This is a genomic window from Phenylobacterium sp. (assembly GCF_030697305.1).
GTDB lineage: Bacteria > Pseudomonadota > Alphaproteobacteria > Caulobacterales > Caulobacteraceae > Phenylobacterium.
Window position 1 is genome coordinate 1 of sequence record NZ_JAUYQL010000126.1, and the last position, 16,553, is coordinate 16,553.

A 16,553-nucleotide genomic window follows, 5' to 3' on the forward strand; every position below is an offset into this window, starting at 1 on the left:
CCAAATGCCCCGTAAGCCCATACGCCAGGCCGAGTGCGGTGTTGGGAGCGTTCCAGACCTTGCCCGCGATGCTTCGCGCGAAGGGGCCCACACCCGACCGCCTTCGATAGCGCTGTAGCGACTGGAGTTCCTGCGGAGACATGAGCTCGACGTTCGGTAGGCCGGAAAGAGATCGTCCACGCGGCATTGGATCGCCTTTGCGGTGGCTGGGATGCCGCGCCCGATAGAGGCGTCGCGCAAACGAACGCTGCCATGGTTGGCAAGAACAAATCAAGAACAAATAGATGTTCACGACCTCAGCCAGCGCAGCTCTGGTCCCGACGTTCATCGGCACGTGCTGCGTGGAGGTCAGAGCGGCTTCGGGGCCAGCATCCAGAAGCGTCCCAGCAGCAGGCCGGCCGCGATGAAGCTGGCGATGATCACCGCCCACACCATGCCGATCAGGCCGAACCCCGCGGGGATTGTCAGCCACCAGGCCAGCGGCATCATGATCAGGATGTAGCTCGCCATGTGGGTGATCGCCGGCATCAGCACGTCGCCGCGCGCCCGCAAAGCGTGCGCGACCACGACCTGCACGCCGTCCGCCAGGAAGAACAGGCTGCATAGCGCCAACGCTGGCGCCGCCATCGCGATGACCGCCAGGTCGGTGGTGTAGCCCGACACTAGCAGGCTCGCGAACGGCAACACTACGAGCGACACCGCGACGCCGAACGCGGCCGTGACCGCAAAGCCCACGTAGGCCGCGCGCAGCACGCCCGGGCGGTCACGCGCGCCATAGGCGTTGCCGACCAGGACCGCCACCGCCGTGGCCAGGCCCAGCGGCACCATGAACACCACGCCGATCACATTCAGCACGACCGCCCATGCGGCGACCGACAAGGTGCCGACCCAGCCGGCGATGACGTTCAGCGAGGCGAAAGACGAGACCTCGAAGAAATTCGAGGCGCCGCCGCCGTAGCCGATCCGCCGCTGCTCGCGCTCCAGCCCGCGTTCGCGCGGCGCGCGGCGGAACACGCCGAGCTCGCGCGCCTCGGGCAGGAGGGCGACATAGACCATCAGCGATATCAGCAGCACGGCGCGGGCGCCGAACGTCGCCCAGGCGGCCGCCACCGCGCCGACAACCGGCAGCCCGGACGTGCCCGGCACCAGCCAGAGCAGCAGGATGACATTGACGACATTGGCGAGCCACATGGTCGCCATGGACGCCATCGGCCTGGCCAGCGCCTCCAGCCAGAACGAGAAGGCGCACGAGACGATGTAGGTGGTGAGCGAATAGCTGAAGACGACGGCGGCCCGGCTCGCGCCCTCGGCGAGATCGGGCTCCAAGCCAATGGCGCGCAGGCCGGGTGGTGCGCCGACGACAATGATCACGGTCGACGCCATGCCGATCCAGAAGGCGTAGACGACGCCACGGCGAAGCACAGCGCCGGCCTCAACCCGCCGACCTTCGCCGATCGCGCGCGCGGTCATCACCTGAACGCCCATCAGCAGGCCGACGGCGACCGTCAGGGCCACCGAGGCGGGGGCCCAGGCCAGGGCATGATAGCCAAGCTCGCGCGCGGAATAGCGGCCGACCACCACCGCGTCGGCCAGACCCATGACCATGATGCCCAGCCGCGCCATGACCACTGGCCAGGCCAGGGTCCACAAGGCCGCCAGTTCGCCTCGCACATCCGTCGGGCGGATCGGCTCACCGGGCTGCAGGAAATGCGTCGAAGGCTTAGTTTCGGTCGAACTTTGCGTTATTTTTTATACCGAACCCCATCCAGACCGCAGGAATACAGACCTGGACGGGGAATTTCACGCAAAAAACACCGAACTGCGCTGTTCGCCGTCCGGCCTCAGATCGCGGCGTGGCGGACCATCTCGACGCGCTCTTCCTTGAGCTTCTCGGCGACCAGGAAGGCTAGTTCCAGCGCCTGCTCGCCGTTCAGGCGGGGATCGCAGTGGGTGTGGTAGCGGTCGGCCAGGTCGCCCTCGGTGAGCGCACGCGCGCCGCCGACGCATTCGGTGACGTTCTGCCCGGTCATCTCCAGGTGCACGCCGCCGGGATGCACGCCCTCCGCCTTGGCGATCTCAACGAAGCTCTTCACCTCCGACAGGATGCGATCGAACGGCCGGGTCTTGTAGCCGTTGGCGGCGGTCAGCGTGTTGCCGTGCATAGGGTCGATGGCCCAGACCACGTTACGCCCCTCGCGCTTAGTCGCCTGCATCAGGCCGGGCAGTCGGTCGGCGATCTTGTCGGAACCGAAACGTCCATAAAGGGTCAGGCGGCCGGGGATATTGTCGGGGTTCAGCGCGTCGACCAGCCGCAGGAGTTCGTCGCCCTCCAGCGTCGGGCCGCACTTCAGACCGATCGGGTTCTTGATGCCGCGAAAGAACTCCACGTGCGCCCCGTCGAGCTGGCGGGTGCGTTCGCCGATCCACAACAGGTGGGCGGAGGTGTCGTACCAGTCGCCCGACGTGGAATCGACGCGGGTCATGGCCTCCTCGAAGCCCAGCAGCAGAGCCTCGTGGGCGGTGAAGAACTCCACCCGGTGCAGGCCGGGCTGGCTCTCCGGCGTCACCCCGATGGCGGCCATGAACGTCAGGGCCTCGGTGATCTTCTCCGACAGTTCGCGATAGCGCGCGCCTTGCGGGCTGTCGTCGACGAAGCCCAACGTCCAGCGGTGGATGTTGTAGAGGTCGGCGTAGCCGCCGCCGGCGAAGGCGCGCAGCAGGTTCAGCGTCGAAGCCGACTGGCCATAGGCCTTCAGCAGGCGTTCCGGATCGGGCCGGCGGCCGTCCTCGGTGAACTCCATGGCGTTGATGTTGTCTCCCCGATACGACGGCAGGGTCACCCCGCCGATCGTTTCGGTGGCCGAGGAGCGCGGCTTGGCGAACTGGCCGGCCATGCGGCCCACCTTCACCACTGGCTTGCCGCCGGCGAAGGTCAGCACCACCGCCATCTGCAGGATCAGCCGGAAGGTGTCACGGATGTTGTCGGCGTGGAATTCCTTGAAGCTCTCGGCGCAGTCGCCGCCCTGCAGCAGGAACGCGCGGCCCGCCGCTACTTCGCCCAGCATGTGGGTCAGCTGGCGCGCCTCGCCGGCGAACACCAGCGGCGGCATGCCGCGCAAGGTCTGTTCAACCTGAGCCAGCGCGCCCGCGTCCGGATAGTCCTCCGGCATGTGCTTGCCGGGCTTGGCCCTCCAGGAGTCCGGCGTCCACTGCTTGGTCATTCGTCTCACTCCGCACCCGCACGCACCCTCGCGGCGGGCGAAAACCGCGCCTTCTAAGCCGATATGCGTGCGAAAAGCGAGCCGCCTCGCGTCAGGCGGCCGCGCCTAGTCCAGTCGGCACGAACTTCTCGCGCATGGTGACCAGCTCTTCGGCCAGCGTCGGGTGCACGGCGCAGGTGCTATCCCACTGGCTCTTGGTGACGCCCATCTTGATCGCCACGGCGGCCATCTGGATGATTTCCGGCGCGTCGGGACCGACCATGTGGCAGCCGACGATCTTCTGACTGGACGCCTCCACCACCAACTTGATCAGGCAGCGCTCGTCGGCGCCGGCGAACGTGTATTTCATCGGCCGGAAGCGCGACAGGTAGATGTCCACCTTGCCCAGCGCATGGCGTGCATCGGCCTCGCTCATACCGACAGAGCCGATCGGCGGCTGCGAGAACACCGCCGAGGCCACCATGTCGTGGTCGAAGCGCGTGGGCCGGTCGTTGAACACCGTCTCGGCGAATGCCGCACCCTCGCGGATCGCCACGGGCGTCAGGTTGATGCGGTCGGTGACGTCGCCCACCGCCCAGATGTTCTCGATATTGGTGCGCGAATAGTCGTCGACGGCGATGGCGCCCTTGGCGTTCACCGCCACGCCAGCGGCCTCCAGGCCCAGACCTTCGACATAGGGCTCGCGGCCGAGCGCGAACATCACCACGTCGCTCTCCAGCGCCTGGCCGCTGACCATGTGGCTGACCAGACCGGACGCGGTCTTCTCGACGCGGGCGTGCTGACAGCCCAGCACGATCTTGATCCCGCGCTTCTCCATCTCTTCGGCAGCGTGGGCGCGGACGTTGTCGTCAAAGCCGCGCAGCAGGTTCGGACCCCGGTGGACCAGCGTCGTATCGACGCCCAACCCGTTGAAGATGCCTGCGAACTCGACCGCGATATAACCGCCGCCAGCGATCACGATGCGCTTGGGGAGCTGCGGCAGGTGGAAGGCCTCGTTCGACGAGATCGTATGCTCCAGCCCGGGGAGCTCAAGCGGCGACCAGGGCCGCCCGCCGGTGGCGATCAGGATCTTGTCGGCGGTGACCTGGTCATGGCCTTCCAGCGCGACGGTGTGGGCGTCGGTCAGCCGCGCCTTGGCGTGGACCAGCTCCGCGCCGGCGTTCTGCAGGTTGGTGACGTAGATCCCCGACAGCCGGGCGATCTCCTTGTCCTTGTCGGCGATGAACGCGGGCCAATCGAAACGGCTCTCGCCAACGCTCCAACCGTAACTCTCAGCGATCTTGAAGTGATGCGCGAACTCCGAGGCATAAACCATGAACTTCTTTGGCACACAGCCGCGGATCACGCAGGTGCCTCCGACGCGATGTTCCTCCGCCACGCCGACACGCGCGCCGGACATGGCCGCCAGCCTGGCGGCGCGCACGCCGCCCGAGCCTGCGCCGATCACAAACAGGTCGTAGTCGTACTTGGCCACCGACAGCTCCGTGCTTCATGGCGCGCCGGACGGGCGCGCGGCCTCAAGGTTCGAGGGTCAGCACGCCCTTGGGCGTGCCCACCAGGGCCTGGTCGGCGAGATCGAGGAACAGGCCGTGGTCCACCACCCCGGTAACGCTCTTCAACGCGTCGGCCAGGGTCGCCGGGTGCTCGATCCGCCCGCAGGCCGCGTCATAGATAAGGTTGCCGTTGTCGGTGCGCACCGCCTGGCCGTCCTTCATGCGCAGACGCGGCGCGACGCCGATGTCGCAACTGACCAGCGCGTCGCAGATCCGCAATGCGGTGGTCGCATGCCCGAACGCCACCACCTCGATCGGCAGCGGGAAGGCGCCCAGCACCGCCACCTGCTTGGCCGTGTCGGCGATCACCACGCAGCGGGCGGAGGCCTCCCAGACCAGTTTCTCGCGCAGCAGGGCCGCGCCGCCGCCCTTGATCAGCGCCAGCCCAGGCCCGATCTCGTCGGCGCCGTCCACGGTCAGGTCCAGGCGCGACACCTCGCCGAGTTCGGCCAACCTCAGGCCGAGCGACGTCGCCAGATCCGCCGTCGCCTGCGAAGTCGGCACGCAGCGCACGTCCAGCTTCCGCTCGGCCAGGGCGCGCACGAACCAGGCCGCAGTCGAGCCGGTGCCTAGGCCGACCGCCATGCCCGCCTCGACCAGGCCCGCTGCGGCCTCGCCGGCGGCGCGCTTCTCCTCGTCCGCGCTCACGACTTGGCCTTCGCCGCGATGCGGCTGGCGCGGAAGGCGGCGGCCCATCCGGGCTTCTCGACCTGACGGCCGCGGGCGAGCGCCAGGGCGTCTGGCGACACGTCATCGGTGATCACCGAGCCGGTCCCCACATAGGCCCCCTCACCCACCGTGACCGGCGCCACCAGCGCACTGTCCGAGCCGATGAACGCCCCCGCGCCCACATGGGTCTGGTATTTGCCGTAGCCGTCGTAGTTGCAGAAGATCACGCCGGCGCCAATGTTCGCCCCCGCCCCCACCGACCCGTCGCCCAGGTAGGCCAGATGGTTGGCCTTGGCGCCCTTGCCCAGCGCCACGTTCTTCACCTCGACGAAGTTGCCCACGTGGGCCTGCTCGCCGATGTCCGCGCCGGGGCGCAGCCTGGCGTAGGGGCCGACGATGGCGCCTTCCCGCACCCGCGCGGCCTCCAGATGACTGAAGGCGCGGATCTGCGCGCCGGTCTCGACCACTACGCCTGTGGAGAACACCACGAACTGTTCGACGCCCGCGCCAGGCGCGATCTGGGTGTCCCAGCTGAAGTGCACGCTCTCCGGCGCGGGCATCGCCACCCCTTCGGCCAGGAAGTGCGCGCGCCGACGCTGCTGGAAGATCGCTTCGGCCGCGGAGAGCTGAGCCTGGGTGTCGCATCCCATCACCGCGCTCTCCGGCGCCATGCTGGCGCGCACCAGCACATCTTCGGCGACGGCCAGCTTGACGATGTCGGTGAGGTAGAATTCGCGCTTGGCGTTGTTGTCGTCCACGCGCGCCAGCCAGCCGAACAGCCGCCCGTGATCGGCGGCGTACATGCCCGCGTTGCAGGTCTTCACCAGGGCTTCTTCGGGTTTCGCCTCGCGCGGCTCGACGATGCGGATCACGTGTCCGTCGGCGCCCTGGATCAGCCGCCCGTACAGCAACTGGTCGCGCGGCTCGAACCCCACCAGCGCTATGCCCGCGCCTTCGGCCAGCAGGCCAAACAGCGGCGCCAGATGCTCGGGCTCGACCAGAGGGCAGTCGCCGTTGATCACCAGCACCTCGCCGTCGAAATCGGCCAGCCGCTCCTTCGCCGCCAACACCGCATGCGCCGTGCCCAGCGGCTGGTCCTGCACAGCGATGGCGGCTTCGCCTAGCCGGCGGGCGACGTGATCACGCACCTGACCGCTCGCGCCGGTCACCACGACAATGCGCTCACATCCGGCCTGCTCGACGGTGTCGATCACATGGTCGATCAGCGTGCGCCCGCCCACCTTGTGCAGCACCTTCGGCGTCGGCGACTTCATCCGCGTCCCCTGGCCGGCGGCCATGATCACGGCGGCGCGCGGCCGGGGCGGCTGGGAGGACGGGACGGCGCTGTGCGGCATGGCGGGCCTTACGAGTCGAAGAGGCGATGCGATCTTCGCGGCGTTTAGCCGAAACGGCGAGCGGTTTCGAATCGCGTGCGCCGCACCGCCTTGCGCCTTGCCCCGCGCCGGGCGTCGAGCTATAGGCCCAACCCTTCGCGAGCCAGCCTCGCGACCCGGCGGATGCGTAGCTCAGCGGGAGAGCACCTCGTTCACACCGAGGGGGTCACAGGTTCAATCCCTGTCGCATCCACCATCCACACTCCCGGTTACGCCGGGCCTCCCCCGTCCCTGAAATACGCGCCTATTCGGAAGGTGCGGAGGCCGACGAGTCGTAGCTGGTGGGCAGGTCGGAGGTGGCGACGGCAGTGGCCGCGCCGCTGGCGATCAGCGGATCGGCGGCGGCGTTGTCGACATTGCTGTAGACCGTGCCGTCGCCCGCATCACGCACGGTCGTTGTGTCGTTGATGTAGCCGGTGAAGGCCTGGTGCTGCTGGTCTTGCGAACGCTGCCGGGCCCAATAGCCGTTCATGTCCGCCCCGTCGCCGCCGCTCGCCGCGACCTGACCTTGCGGGGCGCCGCCGCCCTGGTACGCGCCTTGATACGGTGCGCCTTGCGGGCCGCTCTGGTAGGGCCCGCCCTGATAGGCTTGTCCCTGCATCGGGCCGCTGGCGTAGGGTCCGCCGGGACCGCTAGGGCCATTCGGGCCGTACGGCGCATTTGGATCGCCCGGCGCATAGGGCCCGTATCGCCCATTGAAGGCCTGGTGGTTCTGGGCGCCTTCGTTCTGGTTCGCAGCTCCGATGGCCAGCAGCAGCGCGCCGCCGACGCAGACGGCGATTTTCTTTTTCGGCGTCAGGCCATTCCAGGCGGCTTTGACTTTCTCAACGGTGGTCTTGACGCTCATCGATCCCGCTCCCAGCGATGCGGTCAGAGAACACCGGTCGTCGATGATCGCAAACGCAATTCGCTCGACGCGGGGCTTGAACAGCGGCTGGACGCATTCGCACTCGCTCAGATGAACTCCACCAGCAGGCGCAGCACGATGGCCAGCACGATCACCGCCCACATGGCCCGGTAGGTCATGTCCACGGCGCGACGGCGCTTGGCGGCGCTGGCGGCGTCCAGAGGCTGAGACGCCCAGTCCGGGGCCCTCATGCCGGTGACCTGCATCACCCCGCCGTGGCCGTCGAACATGCCGAGCTGGCGGATGGGCACGCCGGCGCGTTCGGCGATCGTCCTGGCGGCCTCGGCATAGAAGCTGCCGGCCATCTGCTTGTCGCCGCCCATCACCAGACGCGTTCCGTCGTTCAGCGCGAGCGCGTAGGCCTGATGCATCGCCGACAGGCCGATGCTGCGGAACACCTCCTCGCGCCAGTCGACCGCCGCGAGATCAGCGAGCGGCACGGCGCGCTCCAGCGGCGGCCGCTCCAGGTAACGGGGCAGACTAAGGGTGACTTCCCCGCCGACGATGCGAATGCGCGTGCGCCAGCGGTCGCGGGCCTCGATCGCCACCACCAGGGTCAGCAGCACCATGAGCACTGCGATCACCAGGATGAACAGGCCGACCGCGGGCGATTCGCGCACCACGCCAATGGCGACGATGAGCAGGAAGGCGGTCGGGACCAGCATGATCAGGCCGCCAGCCACCGGCAGGTAACGCTCCATCGCCGAGCGCCGCAGTTCGATAGTATCCGACTGTTCCTGCGACATCGTGCGCCCCCGCGACGCGCGCACTGTGGGTCGAGCCCTTTCCGGTGACAAGCCGGTGCGGTCAAAAGGCGAAGCGTGGCCGTGTTGGCGCTCTGCGAGGACGCATGCGATGCTCCAGTCCGGCGCTGACGGCGGCGCGGCGGCGGGGGCGCCGATGGACACGTTGACCTTTACCGGCCGCTACTCGATGGCCGCGAGCGAGACCGCCTGGCGTCTGAGCGACCAGGCGTTGGAATGGACGTCAGCGAAGGGGGCCGGCGCGGTTCCATTGGCGCAGATTTTCCAGGTGCGCGTCTTCGACATGCCCAGGGTCACCCTGCCCCTGATGGGGGGCGCCCAACTGACGCCCAGCTTCCGGCAGTGCGTCGTCCAGGCTCATGGGACCAGGACGCTGAAGTTGATCAGCACCCACTATCAGAGCCTCGGCGCATTCGAGGATCGGGCGGCGACGTTCGAGCCCTTCGTCAAGGCGCTGATCGCGCGGACCGCCGAGGCCAATCCTCAGGCCCGCTTCTTCGAGGGCGCGCCGGGCTTGGTGTGGGCGGTCTGGCTGGGCGCGCTGATCGTCTGCCTCGCCGGCGCCGCCTTCGGGATCGCCGTGGCCGTCGAAGGCTTGCGGCTGGGCGCGGGCGACCATTGGGGCGAGGTGCTGGGCGGCCTGGTGTTTGCGGGGGTGTGCGCGATCAACATTCGCACGATCTGGGGCATGGTGCGCAGCGGCCGCCGCCGGCAGCTCGCATCGCCGACGCCGGTCTGAGCGCGCGGAGCGCTTAGCGACTGGACCGTCCCCGCCAGCGTCCTGTGGCCGCCCTATCCGCCTGGACGGCGCTGGGTCGCAGCCATCATCATCGGCATGGTCTGCTGCACACGATCGGCGCTGTCGAACAGCAGATAGGCGACGCCGGCGTTCCGGCCGTCGCCCATCACCCCGATCATGCCCATCACCGGCTGACCATGCAGGGTGTTGGAGAAATCGACGCGGCTCATCCGCTCGCTGGGGTCGGTCTGGGTGTTCAGGATGCGCGACGGGCCGTCGAAGTAGCTCTGCGTTCCCTGCAATACCGCCTGCACCAGCTTTGAGGCCTGAGGCGACCCGTTGAGCTGGGTGGTGAATACGTGACCAGCCGGCGTCGGCATCGCCTCCATGCCAGGCGGCGGGCCGGCCACTCGCAGGCCGCCGGGCCCTTGGGGCGCAGGGCCCTGAGGCGCGGGCCCTTGCGGATAGCCTTGGGGACCCTGAGGCGGATAGGGCGGCTGTTGATTATAGCCTGCGTTGGCCTGCTGGTTCTGCGGCTGCTGCGCGCTGAAGTCCTGCGGCCCCTGAGGCGGGTAAGGTCCCTGCTGGAGCGGATACCCCTGCGGCAGTTGCGGATAGGCGCCTTGCTGGGGGTAGCCTTGCGGCCCCTGGTTTTGGGCCATCGGGGGCTGGCCGTTTCCCTGTGCGCCCGGCCAGCCGTTCGCGCCGTTGTTGTAGGGCGCAGGCCCGGACTGCTTGCCCTGCCCCGCCTGATCACACGCCGTCAGGCCCATCATCGCGCATGCGGCCACGCCCAAGACGATCCGTCCCATCGGCTTGCCCCCTTCATCACCCCACGCGGCGACGGCGTTCGCCGAACCGCATCCACGCTTCACCATATGCCGCTGCGACGGGTCGGCAAGTCGCGGCGCGCGACGCGGGAATCCGCTTGGGCGAGACGCCCAAATCCCCGAAGCTGCGGCGGGTGAGAGGGCTATGATGCGCGGCGCAATAGTCGAATGGACGCGGACGGCGCTGATCGCCGCCGTCCTGTGGCTGGCGGCGTGCAGCCCGCCAGCCGACACGCCGGCTCCGGCGCAGGCCCGGGTGGACGCCAACGGCATGTTCGACCGCCCGCTGCCGACGGTCGACCTGCCGATCCGCGACCTGCGCCAGGAGACCGGCGTGTGGTGCTGGGCGGCGGTGGCCCAGCAGATCATCATGGCCTCGCGCGGGCCGGAAGCGACGCCGCCGCAATGCGCCCTGGTGGCGGTGGCCAACGGCGCACCCCCCGAATTCTGCTGCAATGGCGCAAATCCGCAGTGCGTGCGCACCGGCTCGATCCCGCAGATCCAGGGCCTGATCAGCCAGTTCGGCGGACGCACCTCCACGTCCGCGCCACCAACCGACCCGCTGACGCTCTACCGCACCCTCGCCATGGGTCACGCGGTGATCATCGGCGTCACGGGCCAGGGCGGCGGGCACGTAGTGGTGGCGCGCGGCATGTCGTTCCAGCAGACGCCCTACGGCTGGGAGCCGCTGGTGCACATCAACGATCCCATGGCCCTCTACACCCAGCCTGTGCCCTATCGACAGTTCGCCCAGGCCTGGAAGGCGGCGATCGTCGTCAACTGACGGCTGATAGAGCCGGCTTGGCGACCATCAGCCACACGATTCCCAAGACCGCCGCGAAGGCCGGAAACCCGAGCAACAACCAAAGGCGGAACAGGCGATGGTAGGCTGCGGGCAGCGGCGCGCCGGCGGCGACCGCGGCGCGGGCCAGTTCGCGCAGGCGAAGCTGGATCCACACCACCGGCAGCCAGCAGACCCCTGTGACGACATAGAGGATCAGGCTCAGGCCGATCCAGCCCTCGAACAGCGCGAAGCCGCCCTGCCTGGCCAGCAGCGCGCCAGTGATCGGCTGCGCGATCACGGCCGTCGTGGTGAACAGGGCGTCCGCCAGCACGACGACGCCCGCGGTGTGGGCGATGAGCGCGGGATCGCCCGTGCGATGCGCCATAAGCATGAAGAACGCGATCCCGGCGCCAGTCCCCAGGATCACCGTCGCGCCGATCACATGGACGGCTTTCAGCAGCAAGTATGGATCCATCAGCGCTCGTCCAGCATAGCAAGCGCCGCGAGCGCCAGCAGCGCGGCGGGCAAGGTCTTCAACATCGGCCCTAACGGATCGGCCCAAAGGTCTGGTCGGACCAGGACGGCGCCGATCACATAGCCGGCGCTGACCAGCAACATGCCCACCAGCGCCCGCCCCGCCCATCGTCGCACGCAGAGCCCGAGCCCAAGGGCGACGTCGATCAGCGAACCTCCGATGACCGCCGCTTGCGCGAGAGGTTCAGACATCGGCGGTGAGAGCAGCGCCACGGCAGCCCCGCGGCTGACCGTGAGCCCGATAATCCCGGAGGCCAGCCAGAAGGCCGCCAGCGTCACCAGGATCAGGGGCTTGGCGAAATAGAGCCTTGCGAACCAACGTTCCTGCACGCCGCTGGGCCACGCGGCCAACATCTGCGCCATCGACCGCAGCTCAAGCCCCAGCCGCGCAGCGTCGCCCCCCTCCCCCATGACGCCGAGGCGCAATTGCTCCAGCGCCGCCGTGCGCATCGGACTGCGCCAGCCGAGGAGAGCGATGGCGTCGGCCGCCAGCGCGGCGGCGCGCGCCGCGAACGGCGGAAACCTCGCGATCGGTCCGGGCGCAACGCCCAGCCAACCCCGCAGCGCGCCCACAAGGTCCGCCAATCGCACGCTGTCTGGATGAACGAGGTCTACGCGCATCCGGGCGGGCGCGCCGGGCCGCATGGCGGTGACGCAGGCCTCGCCCACGTCGAACGCGCTGACCACCTGGACGACGCTGTCCGGATAGATGATGGGCGCGAAGCCCGGAAACGCCGCCAGGCCGCGCAGCAGGCTGGTCCCCCCGTAGGCCGCGGGCGCCAGCACCAGGCCCGGCCGCAGGATTACCCAGTCAAGCCTGCTGGCTTCGACCACCGCTTCCCCGGCGAGCTTGGTAGCGTTGAAAGCCGTGGGCCGCCCGGCGGCCACGCCGGCGGCGGAGATGTGCACCAACCGCATCACGCCCGCGGCGGAACAGGCCTGAACCAACCCCTCCACCGCCGCCACATGCACGGCGGCGAGATCGTCGCGCGGACCGTCCTGCAAGGCGCCGGCGCAATTGACCACCGCCTGCACGTTTTCGAGGGCCCGGGCCCAGTCCCCAGCGGTGGCGAGCCGCAGGTCCAGCTGCAGCCACTGCGCGGCCGGGACCCGGCGGCGGGCGGCGGCGACGTCGCGCCCCAGACCGCGCACCGCATAGCCGCCGGCGAGCAGGCGCGCGGTCACGTAGGAGCCGATCAGTCCGTAGCCGCCGACCACGAGGACGCATCCCGGCGGCTCAGAATCCCGCTGCGAAGTCAGCTCGGCGCCAGGCAAGAGCTCAGAGATCTGCTGCTATCGCCGAGACTGCATGCGGGTCCAGCCATAGCCGTTCCATTGATAGTAGCCGTTCTGGTCCTGATAGTAGGTTTGGCCGCCCGACATGAACGGCTGGTTGTAGGGCTGGGCGTAGGGCAGCCAGGTTGTCTGGCCGGTGTTGGGATCGATCTGGGCGCTGTTGCCGCGGATCGCGCCTTGGCTGTAGTTCTCGGCCGATCGGCTGGTGCGGGCGCTGTTGTCGTACATGCCCTGCCGGTAGGCGTCGTTGCCCTGCTGGACGGTCGCGTAGGCTTCCTGATTGCCGCGGAACTGATCGCGCTGCGCCTGCATGGCGCCGGCGACGTTGGTCCCATTCGCCGTCATCAGATTCCAGTAGGCGAACTGGTCGAAGGTCATCGGCCCGCGGTAGACGCTGTAGCGTTGCCGCAGCCACGGGCCGTAGGTGCGCAGGTAGTTCTGCCAAATCTGTTGTTGCCCGGCGGTGTTTCGCGCCTGCGCCTGCGCCAGGGTGTTGGCCATGCAGGCGTCGAAGTTGGGGCCGCCCGCGCACTGCGCCTGCGCCGACCCGGCCGTCAGCGTCGCGACGCCGGCCGCCAGGACGATCCAAGATTTCAGGCCCATCATCTCGCCTCGGAAGCTTCGCCGACCCCGTCCGGGCCAAGCTGCAGCTTACGCGCCGAATTTCGGCGTGCGCAATGAGGTTCCAGTCGGCGACGCCAGGCTAAGCGCATGAGCACGAACAACATTCAACCGAGCTGACGCATGCGCCTTGGCGCCAGCGGATCGGCTCAGGCGTCGGCGAACTCCACCACCTGGTCGAGGTCGGCGCGGAAGGTGCGGTAGCTGTTGGCGACGTGATCGTGGTCGGCGAAGCCGAAGGCGACGCCGCAGACCACCATGCGGTCGTCAGGGATCTGGAAGTAGTCGCGGATGAAGCCGGAGTGCCGGGCGATGGCGCCCTGCGGCGTCGTCGCCACCCCGTGCGCGTGCGCCGCCGACATCAGGTTTGCGACATAGCCCCCGCAATCGACCGCGCCATAGACCCCGAGATCGCGCGGCGTGGTGACGATCGCCACGTGCGGCGCGCCGAAGAAGCTGTAGTTCAGCGCCGCCTGACGCGCGGACGCCTCGCGGTCGCCACGGGCCACGCCGACCGCCTCGTAGAGCTGGAAGCCCGAGACCCGGCGACGCTGCTGATAGACGTCCTTGTACTCGCCCGGGAACGCCATGTCGGAGTCGTGCGGCGGCGCGGCGGCGTTGTGCTCGACCAGCGCCTCGCGAAACCGCTCGGTCCCTTCGCCGCGGGTGATCACCAGCTTCCACGGTTGGACGTTGCACCACGATGCGGTGCGCTGTGCGGTGCGAAGGATCGACTCAATGGTCCCCTGCGGGACCTGTTCGGAACGATAGCCGCGGCATGTGAAACGCTGCGCTAGCAGGGCGTCCAGCACCCGCGCGCTCCCGACCGGCGCCGTCAGTTCGTCCCGCGCGGGATCCTTCACATCAACGTCCATGATCAATTCCCACTGTGGCGCGCCGCCGCGATTAGCGGCCTGTCAGTTACGCGAGCGCTTGGCCGCGTCAATGCCGTCGGTCCAGGCCCGAGAGCGGGCGAGGACGAAAATCTTCACCTTGTCCGGTCATTAGAAATGCGAGGTCACAGGAGGAAGCGCGCCCGTGGAGATGACGGCCAGCGACGCCCGGGCGAGAGGCGTTCGCGCGATGCGCGCACGCCACATCCTGGTCGTGGCCGCATCGCTGGCCCTCGCTGCTCTGGCGTTCGAGCGCGTCTGGCTGATCCAGGGCCTCCCGCTCTGGTGGGACGAGACCTGGACCGGGGCGATCGCTTCGACGCCCGACTGGCGCACGTTCTGGCGTGAGGCCTACCTCGATGTGAACGCGCCGCTTTACTACGTGGTCATGCGCCTGTGGACATCGGTGTTCGGCGTCTCGGACATCGCCCTGCGCGCGCCCAGCCTGATCGCCGTGGCCGCCGCCGCCGCTGTCCCTCTCGCGATCCGCATCGATGGTCTGACGCGTGAGGCCAGGCTGACCTGGGCCCTGCTGATGTTCGCTTGGTGGGGTGGGTTCGCGACCCTGCTGGACGCCCGATGCTATGCGCTGGTCCTGGCGCTGAGCGCCCTGCAGTGCGCCCTGTTCATCCGCCTGCTGGCGCGACCGAGCCAAGCCCGCGCCTGGGCCTGGGCCGCTGTGGGCGCGTGCGCGGTGCTCACCCACTACTATGCGGTGTTCATCGCCTTGACCCAGGGCGTGATCTACCTCGGCCTGCATCGCGACCGGGCGCTGCGCACCTGGCCCGCAGCGCTGGCCTTCACCCCCGCCCTCGCCTGGCTCGCCCATCACGCTCCACGGCTGAGGCAATACGTCAGCCCCGACGTCGACTGGCACGCCGCCGTCGGCTGGGACACGGCGCTGCCGCTGGCCGCAGCCACCGTGGGACCCGAGGCGGCGGCCTTCTTGGTCGCCATCGCCCTGGTCGTCGGCCTGGGCTGGTTGACGCCGCGACTGCTGCGCGTGGACGGGTCGGACGAAGCCCCTGCGCCTAGCCGCAACCTGCTGCTGGCCGCCACCTCAGGACTTGCCGCCCTGGCCCTGGCGTTGCTGTCAGGCGTCGCCACGCCCTCGCTCACCGGCCGCTATCTGTTCGCCTGTGCGCCCGCGGTGCTGCTGGGAGTGGTCTTGTGCGCGCGCGCCTCGAAGCGCGCGCATCTGGTCTATTTGGCGCTCATCGGCCTCTATCTGGCGATCCTGCCGCCTCCGGCGCAGATCAAGGCCGTGCTGACCGCGCGCAGCGCCTACGGATTCGAGGCGGCGTCCGAGCTGCTCATGGCCGGGGGTGCGCGCGACGTAGTGTTCGTCTGGGACCACTCGGCCGCGCCCGTGATCGCGCCCTCATCGCTGGCGCGCGTCGGCGGCTTCTTCTTCGCACGCGCTGGAGCCGACATCGCGGTTCGACCGTTCAGGGTCGATCCCCGCCACGACCCGAACACGCAGATCCTCGCCGCCGCGAGCGGACGCAAGCCGGGGATCATCTGGGTCTACAATCGCCGCCTTCCCTCCGCGGCGAGCGCATTTGCGCCCGCCATCGACAGGGTCGACCCGCGTTGGTCGTGCGTCAGCTATGGGGATGGCGTGCGCGGAACGATCGCCTGTCTGCCGCGCCCTGGGACTTGAGGCGACGCTAGGACGCCGCGCGGTCGCCTTCCGAGGCGGAGCCTCCGGCGGACCGCCCGGTCTCGTTCATCGGCGGCTGATGCCCGCTGATCATATCCTCGAGCTCTTCGCGGCGCACCGCGCTGCGGACGTTCAGGCGCGTCAGCACGTGAACCTCGCCAAAGCGGCTGCGCGCCTCCTCCAGACGGTCGCGCCAGACGCGAGCCGACAGGTTATCGGTCTCCCCCGCCATGACCACCGTCGCGCCGTCCGAGGCGAGCTGGGCTATGACGAAGTTCGCGCCAGCCGGCGGCAGGAAGCGATCCTCCTCCAGCGTGGTGTAGCGATAACGGGATCCGGACTTGCCGGCGAATTCGATCGTGGACAACGCAATCTCTCAGCCTGAACAACACGCAAGCCGGCCCGCAGCGGGGGCCTTGGACCTACCGATACCCGTGCGACTTTGGCGAAAGATTGGCCGCCGGCGCCGCGGCGGGATCACCACTGCGCGAGCCTGATAGGCCCACCGCAGGAGAAAGTCGACGCAAACACCGCGCTTTCCCTCGGCAGGCGCGCGCCAGAAGGCTCTTGGGCGCACCCTCTCGCCTCTCAGGTGAGACGCAGCGACGCAGGGGCCTGAAAAGGAACAACCCTGGCTGTGTCACGTTCGACCTTGGCGCAGGCGATGGTAGCTTGGCTCGAAGCG

Annotated in this window: 16 protein-coding genes and 1 tRNA gene; 4 read left to right on the forward strand and 13 right to left on the reverse strand. The window is 68.8% G+C overall.

Features of this window, described 5'->3' with window-relative positions; all coding sequences use genetic code 11:
• Window positions 1-348: 348 nt before the first annotated feature.
• From Q8R27_RS13095 to glmU, 5 genes are all read right to left on the reverse strand, one after another.
• Window positions 349-1,746 (reverse strand): MATE family efflux transporter, encoded by a 1,398-nt coding sequence (locus Q8R27_RS13095; protein ID WP_371134701.1) that lies wholly within the window; start codon window positions 1,744-1,746, stop codon window positions 349-351.
• Between the two features lie 95 nt (window positions 1,747-1,841).
• Window positions 1,842-3,221 carry a class II 3-deoxy-7-phosphoheptulonate synthase gene (locus Q8R27_RS13100; RefSeq protein ID WP_305699430.1) on the reverse strand — a complete coding sequence of 460 codons (1,380 nt, stop codon included), beginning with the start codon at window positions 3,219-3,221 and terminating at the stop codon, window positions 1,842-1,844.
• A 91-nt stretch (window positions 3,222-3,312) separates the two neighbouring features.
• Entirely contained in the window at window positions 3,313-4,695 is a 1,383-nt protein-coding gene (gene gor, locus Q8R27_RS13105; protein ID WP_305699431.1) for a glutathione-disulfide reductase, read from the reverse strand.
• Window positions 4,696-4,738: 43 nt separating this feature from the next.
• A complete protein-coding gene (gene rpiA / locus Q8R27_RS13110) occupies window positions 4,739-5,422 on the reverse strand; it encodes a ribose-5-phosphate isomerase RpiA (RefSeq protein ID WP_305699432.1) in 684 nt (227 codons plus the stop codon).
• Entirely contained in the window at window positions 5,419-6,798 is a 1,380-nt protein-coding gene (gene glmU, locus Q8R27_RS13115) for a bifunctional UDP-N-acetylglucosamine diphosphorylase/glucosamine-1-phosphate N-acetyltransferase GlmU (protein WP_305699433.1), read from the reverse strand. Before glmU ends, rpiA begins: the two co-directional genes overlap by 4 nt.
• Before the next feature lie 160 nt (window positions 6,799-6,958).
• Between glmU and Q8R27_RS13120 the strand changes: the two genes are divergently transcribed.
• A tRNA-Val gene (locus Q8R27_RS13120) sits at window positions 6,959-7,033 on the forward strand.
• A gap of 48 nt (window positions 7,034-7,081) precedes the next feature.
• Here the strand turns inward: Q8R27_RS13120 and Q8R27_RS13125 are convergent.
• Both Q8R27_RS13125 and Q8R27_RS13130 read right to left on the reverse strand, forming a co-directional pair.
• Window positions 7,082-7,684, reverse strand: a complete 603-nt coding sequence (locus tag Q8R27_RS13125) for a hypothetical protein (RefSeq protein WP_305699434.1) — start codon at window positions 7,682-7,684, stop codon at window positions 7,082-7,084.
• 107 nt (window positions 7,685-7,791) lie between these two features.
• Window positions 7,792-8,490, reverse strand: a complete 699-nt coding sequence (locus tag Q8R27_RS13130; RefSeq protein WP_305699435.1) for a hypothetical protein — start codon at window positions 8,488-8,490, stop codon at window positions 7,792-7,794.
• A gap of 109 nt (window positions 8,491-8,599) precedes the next feature.
• On the opposite strand from Q8R27_RS13130, the gene Q8R27_RS13135 reads away from it, so the two are divergent.
• Entirely contained in the window at window positions 8,600-9,247 is a 648-nt protein-coding gene (locus tag Q8R27_RS13135) for a hypothetical protein (RefSeq protein ID WP_305699436.1), read from the forward strand.
• Between the two features lie 53 nt (window positions 9,248-9,300).
• Here Q8R27_RS13135 and Q8R27_RS13140 read toward each other — a convergent pair whose 3' ends face one another.
• Complete coding sequence (locus Q8R27_RS13140; RefSeq protein ID WP_305699437.1) at window positions 9,301-10,059, reverse strand: hypothetical protein; 759 nt, start codon at window positions 10,057-10,059, stop codon at window positions 9,301-9,303.
• A gap of 166 nt (window positions 10,060-10,225) precedes the next feature.
• On the opposite strand from Q8R27_RS13140, the gene Q8R27_RS13145 reads away from it, so the two are divergent.
• A complete protein-coding gene (locus Q8R27_RS13145; RefSeq protein WP_305699438.1) occupies window positions 10,226-10,861 on the forward strand; it encodes a papain-like cysteine protease family protein in 636 nt (211 codons plus the stop codon).
• On the opposite strand, the gene Q8R27_RS13150 is transcribed toward Q8R27_RS13145, so the two are convergent.
• The 4 genes from Q8R27_RS13150 to Q8R27_RS13165 form a co-directional block, all read right to left on the reverse strand.
• Window positions 10,854-11,336, reverse strand: a complete 483-nt coding sequence (locus tag Q8R27_RS13150) for a DUF2269 domain-containing protein (RefSeq protein ID WP_305699439.1) — start codon at window positions 11,334-11,336, stop codon at window positions 10,854-10,856. The two genes, Q8R27_RS13145 and Q8R27_RS13150, sit on opposite strands and share 8 nt — an antisense overlap.
• The gene (locus tag Q8R27_RS13155; protein ID WP_305699440.1) at window positions 11,336-12,613 is read right to left on the reverse strand and encodes an SDR family oxidoreductase; all 1,278 of its coding nucleotides are present in this window, start codon (window positions 12,611-12,613) and stop codon (window positions 11,336-11,338) included. Before Q8R27_RS13155 ends, Q8R27_RS13150 begins: the two co-directional genes overlap by 1 nt.
• A gap of 75 nt (window positions 12,614-12,688) precedes the next feature.
• Window positions 12,689-13,294, reverse strand: a complete 606-nt coding sequence (locus Q8R27_RS13160) for a hypothetical protein (protein WP_305699441.1) — start codon at window positions 13,292-13,294, stop codon at window positions 12,689-12,691.
• A gap of 167 nt (window positions 13,295-13,461) precedes the next feature.
• On the reverse strand, window positions 13,462-14,187 hold the full coding sequence (locus tag Q8R27_RS13165) for a nitroreductase (protein ID WP_305699442.1): 726 nt from the start codon (window positions 14,185-14,187) through the stop codon (window positions 13,462-13,464).
• 208 nt (window positions 14,188-14,395) lie between these two features.
• Here Q8R27_RS13165 and Q8R27_RS13170 point away from each other — a divergent pair, with 208 nt between their 5' ends.
• Window positions 14,396-15,868, forward strand: a complete 1,473-nt coding sequence (locus Q8R27_RS13170; protein WP_305699443.1) for a glycosyltransferase family 39 protein — start codon at window positions 14,396-14,398, stop codon at window positions 15,866-15,868.
• 7 nt (window positions 15,869-15,875) lie between these two features.
• Here the strand turns inward: Q8R27_RS13170 and Q8R27_RS13175 are convergent, their stop codons facing one another.
• Entirely contained in the window at window positions 15,876-16,235 is a 360-nt protein-coding gene (locus Q8R27_RS13175; protein ID WP_305699444.1) for a hypothetical protein, read from the reverse strand.
• Between the last annotated feature and the right edge of the window lie 318 nt (window positions 16,236-16,553).

Excerpts from the sequence above, each read along its gene's own strand:
- Q8R27_RS13160 (WP_305699441.1), bottom strand. The coding sequence starts at position 13,294 with ATGGGCCTGAAATCTTGGATCGTCCTGGCGGCCGGCGTCGCGACGCTG.
- Q8R27_RS13140 (WP_305699437.1), bottom strand. The coding sequence starts at position 10,059 with ATGGGACGGATCGTCTTGGGCGTGGCCGCATGCGCGATGATGGGCCTG.
- Q8R27_RS13145 (WP_305699438.1), top strand. The coding sequence starts at position 10,226 with ATGCGCGGCGCAATAGTCGAATGGACGCGGACGGCGCTGATCGCCGCC.
- Q8R27_RS13165 (WP_305699442.1), bottom strand. The coding sequence starts at position 14,187 with ATGGACGTTGATGTGAAGGATCCCGCGCGGGACGAACTGACGGCGCCG.
- Q8R27_RS13125 (WP_305699434.1), bottom strand. The coding sequence starts at position 7,684 with ATGAGCGTCAAGACCACCGTTGAGAAAGTCAAAGCCGCCTGGAATGGC.
- Q8R27_RS13150 (WP_305699439.1), bottom strand. The coding sequence starts at position 11,336 with ATGGATCCATACTTGCTGCTGAAAGCCGTCCATGTGATCGGCGCGACG.
- Q8R27_RS13100 (WP_305699430.1), bottom strand. The coding sequence starts at position 3,221 with ATGACCAAGCAGTGGACGCCGGACTCCTGGAGGGCCAAGCCCGGCAAG.
- Q8R27_RS13130 (WP_305699435.1), bottom strand. The coding sequence starts at position 8,490 with ATGTCGCAGGAACAGTCGGATACTATCGAACTGCGGCGCTCGGCGATG.
- Q8R27_RS13135 (WP_305699436.1), top strand. The coding sequence starts at position 8,600 with ATGCTCCAGTCCGGCGCTGACGGCGGCGCGGCGGCGGGGGCGCCGATG.
- Q8R27_RS13170 (WP_305699443.1), top strand. The coding sequence starts at position 14,396 with ATGCGCGCACGCCACATCCTGGTCGTGGCCGCATCGCTGGCCCTCGCT.
- glmU (WP_305699433.1), bottom strand. The coding sequence starts at position 6,798 with ATGCCGCACAGCGCCGTCCCGTCCTCCCAGCCGCCCCGGCCGCGCGCC.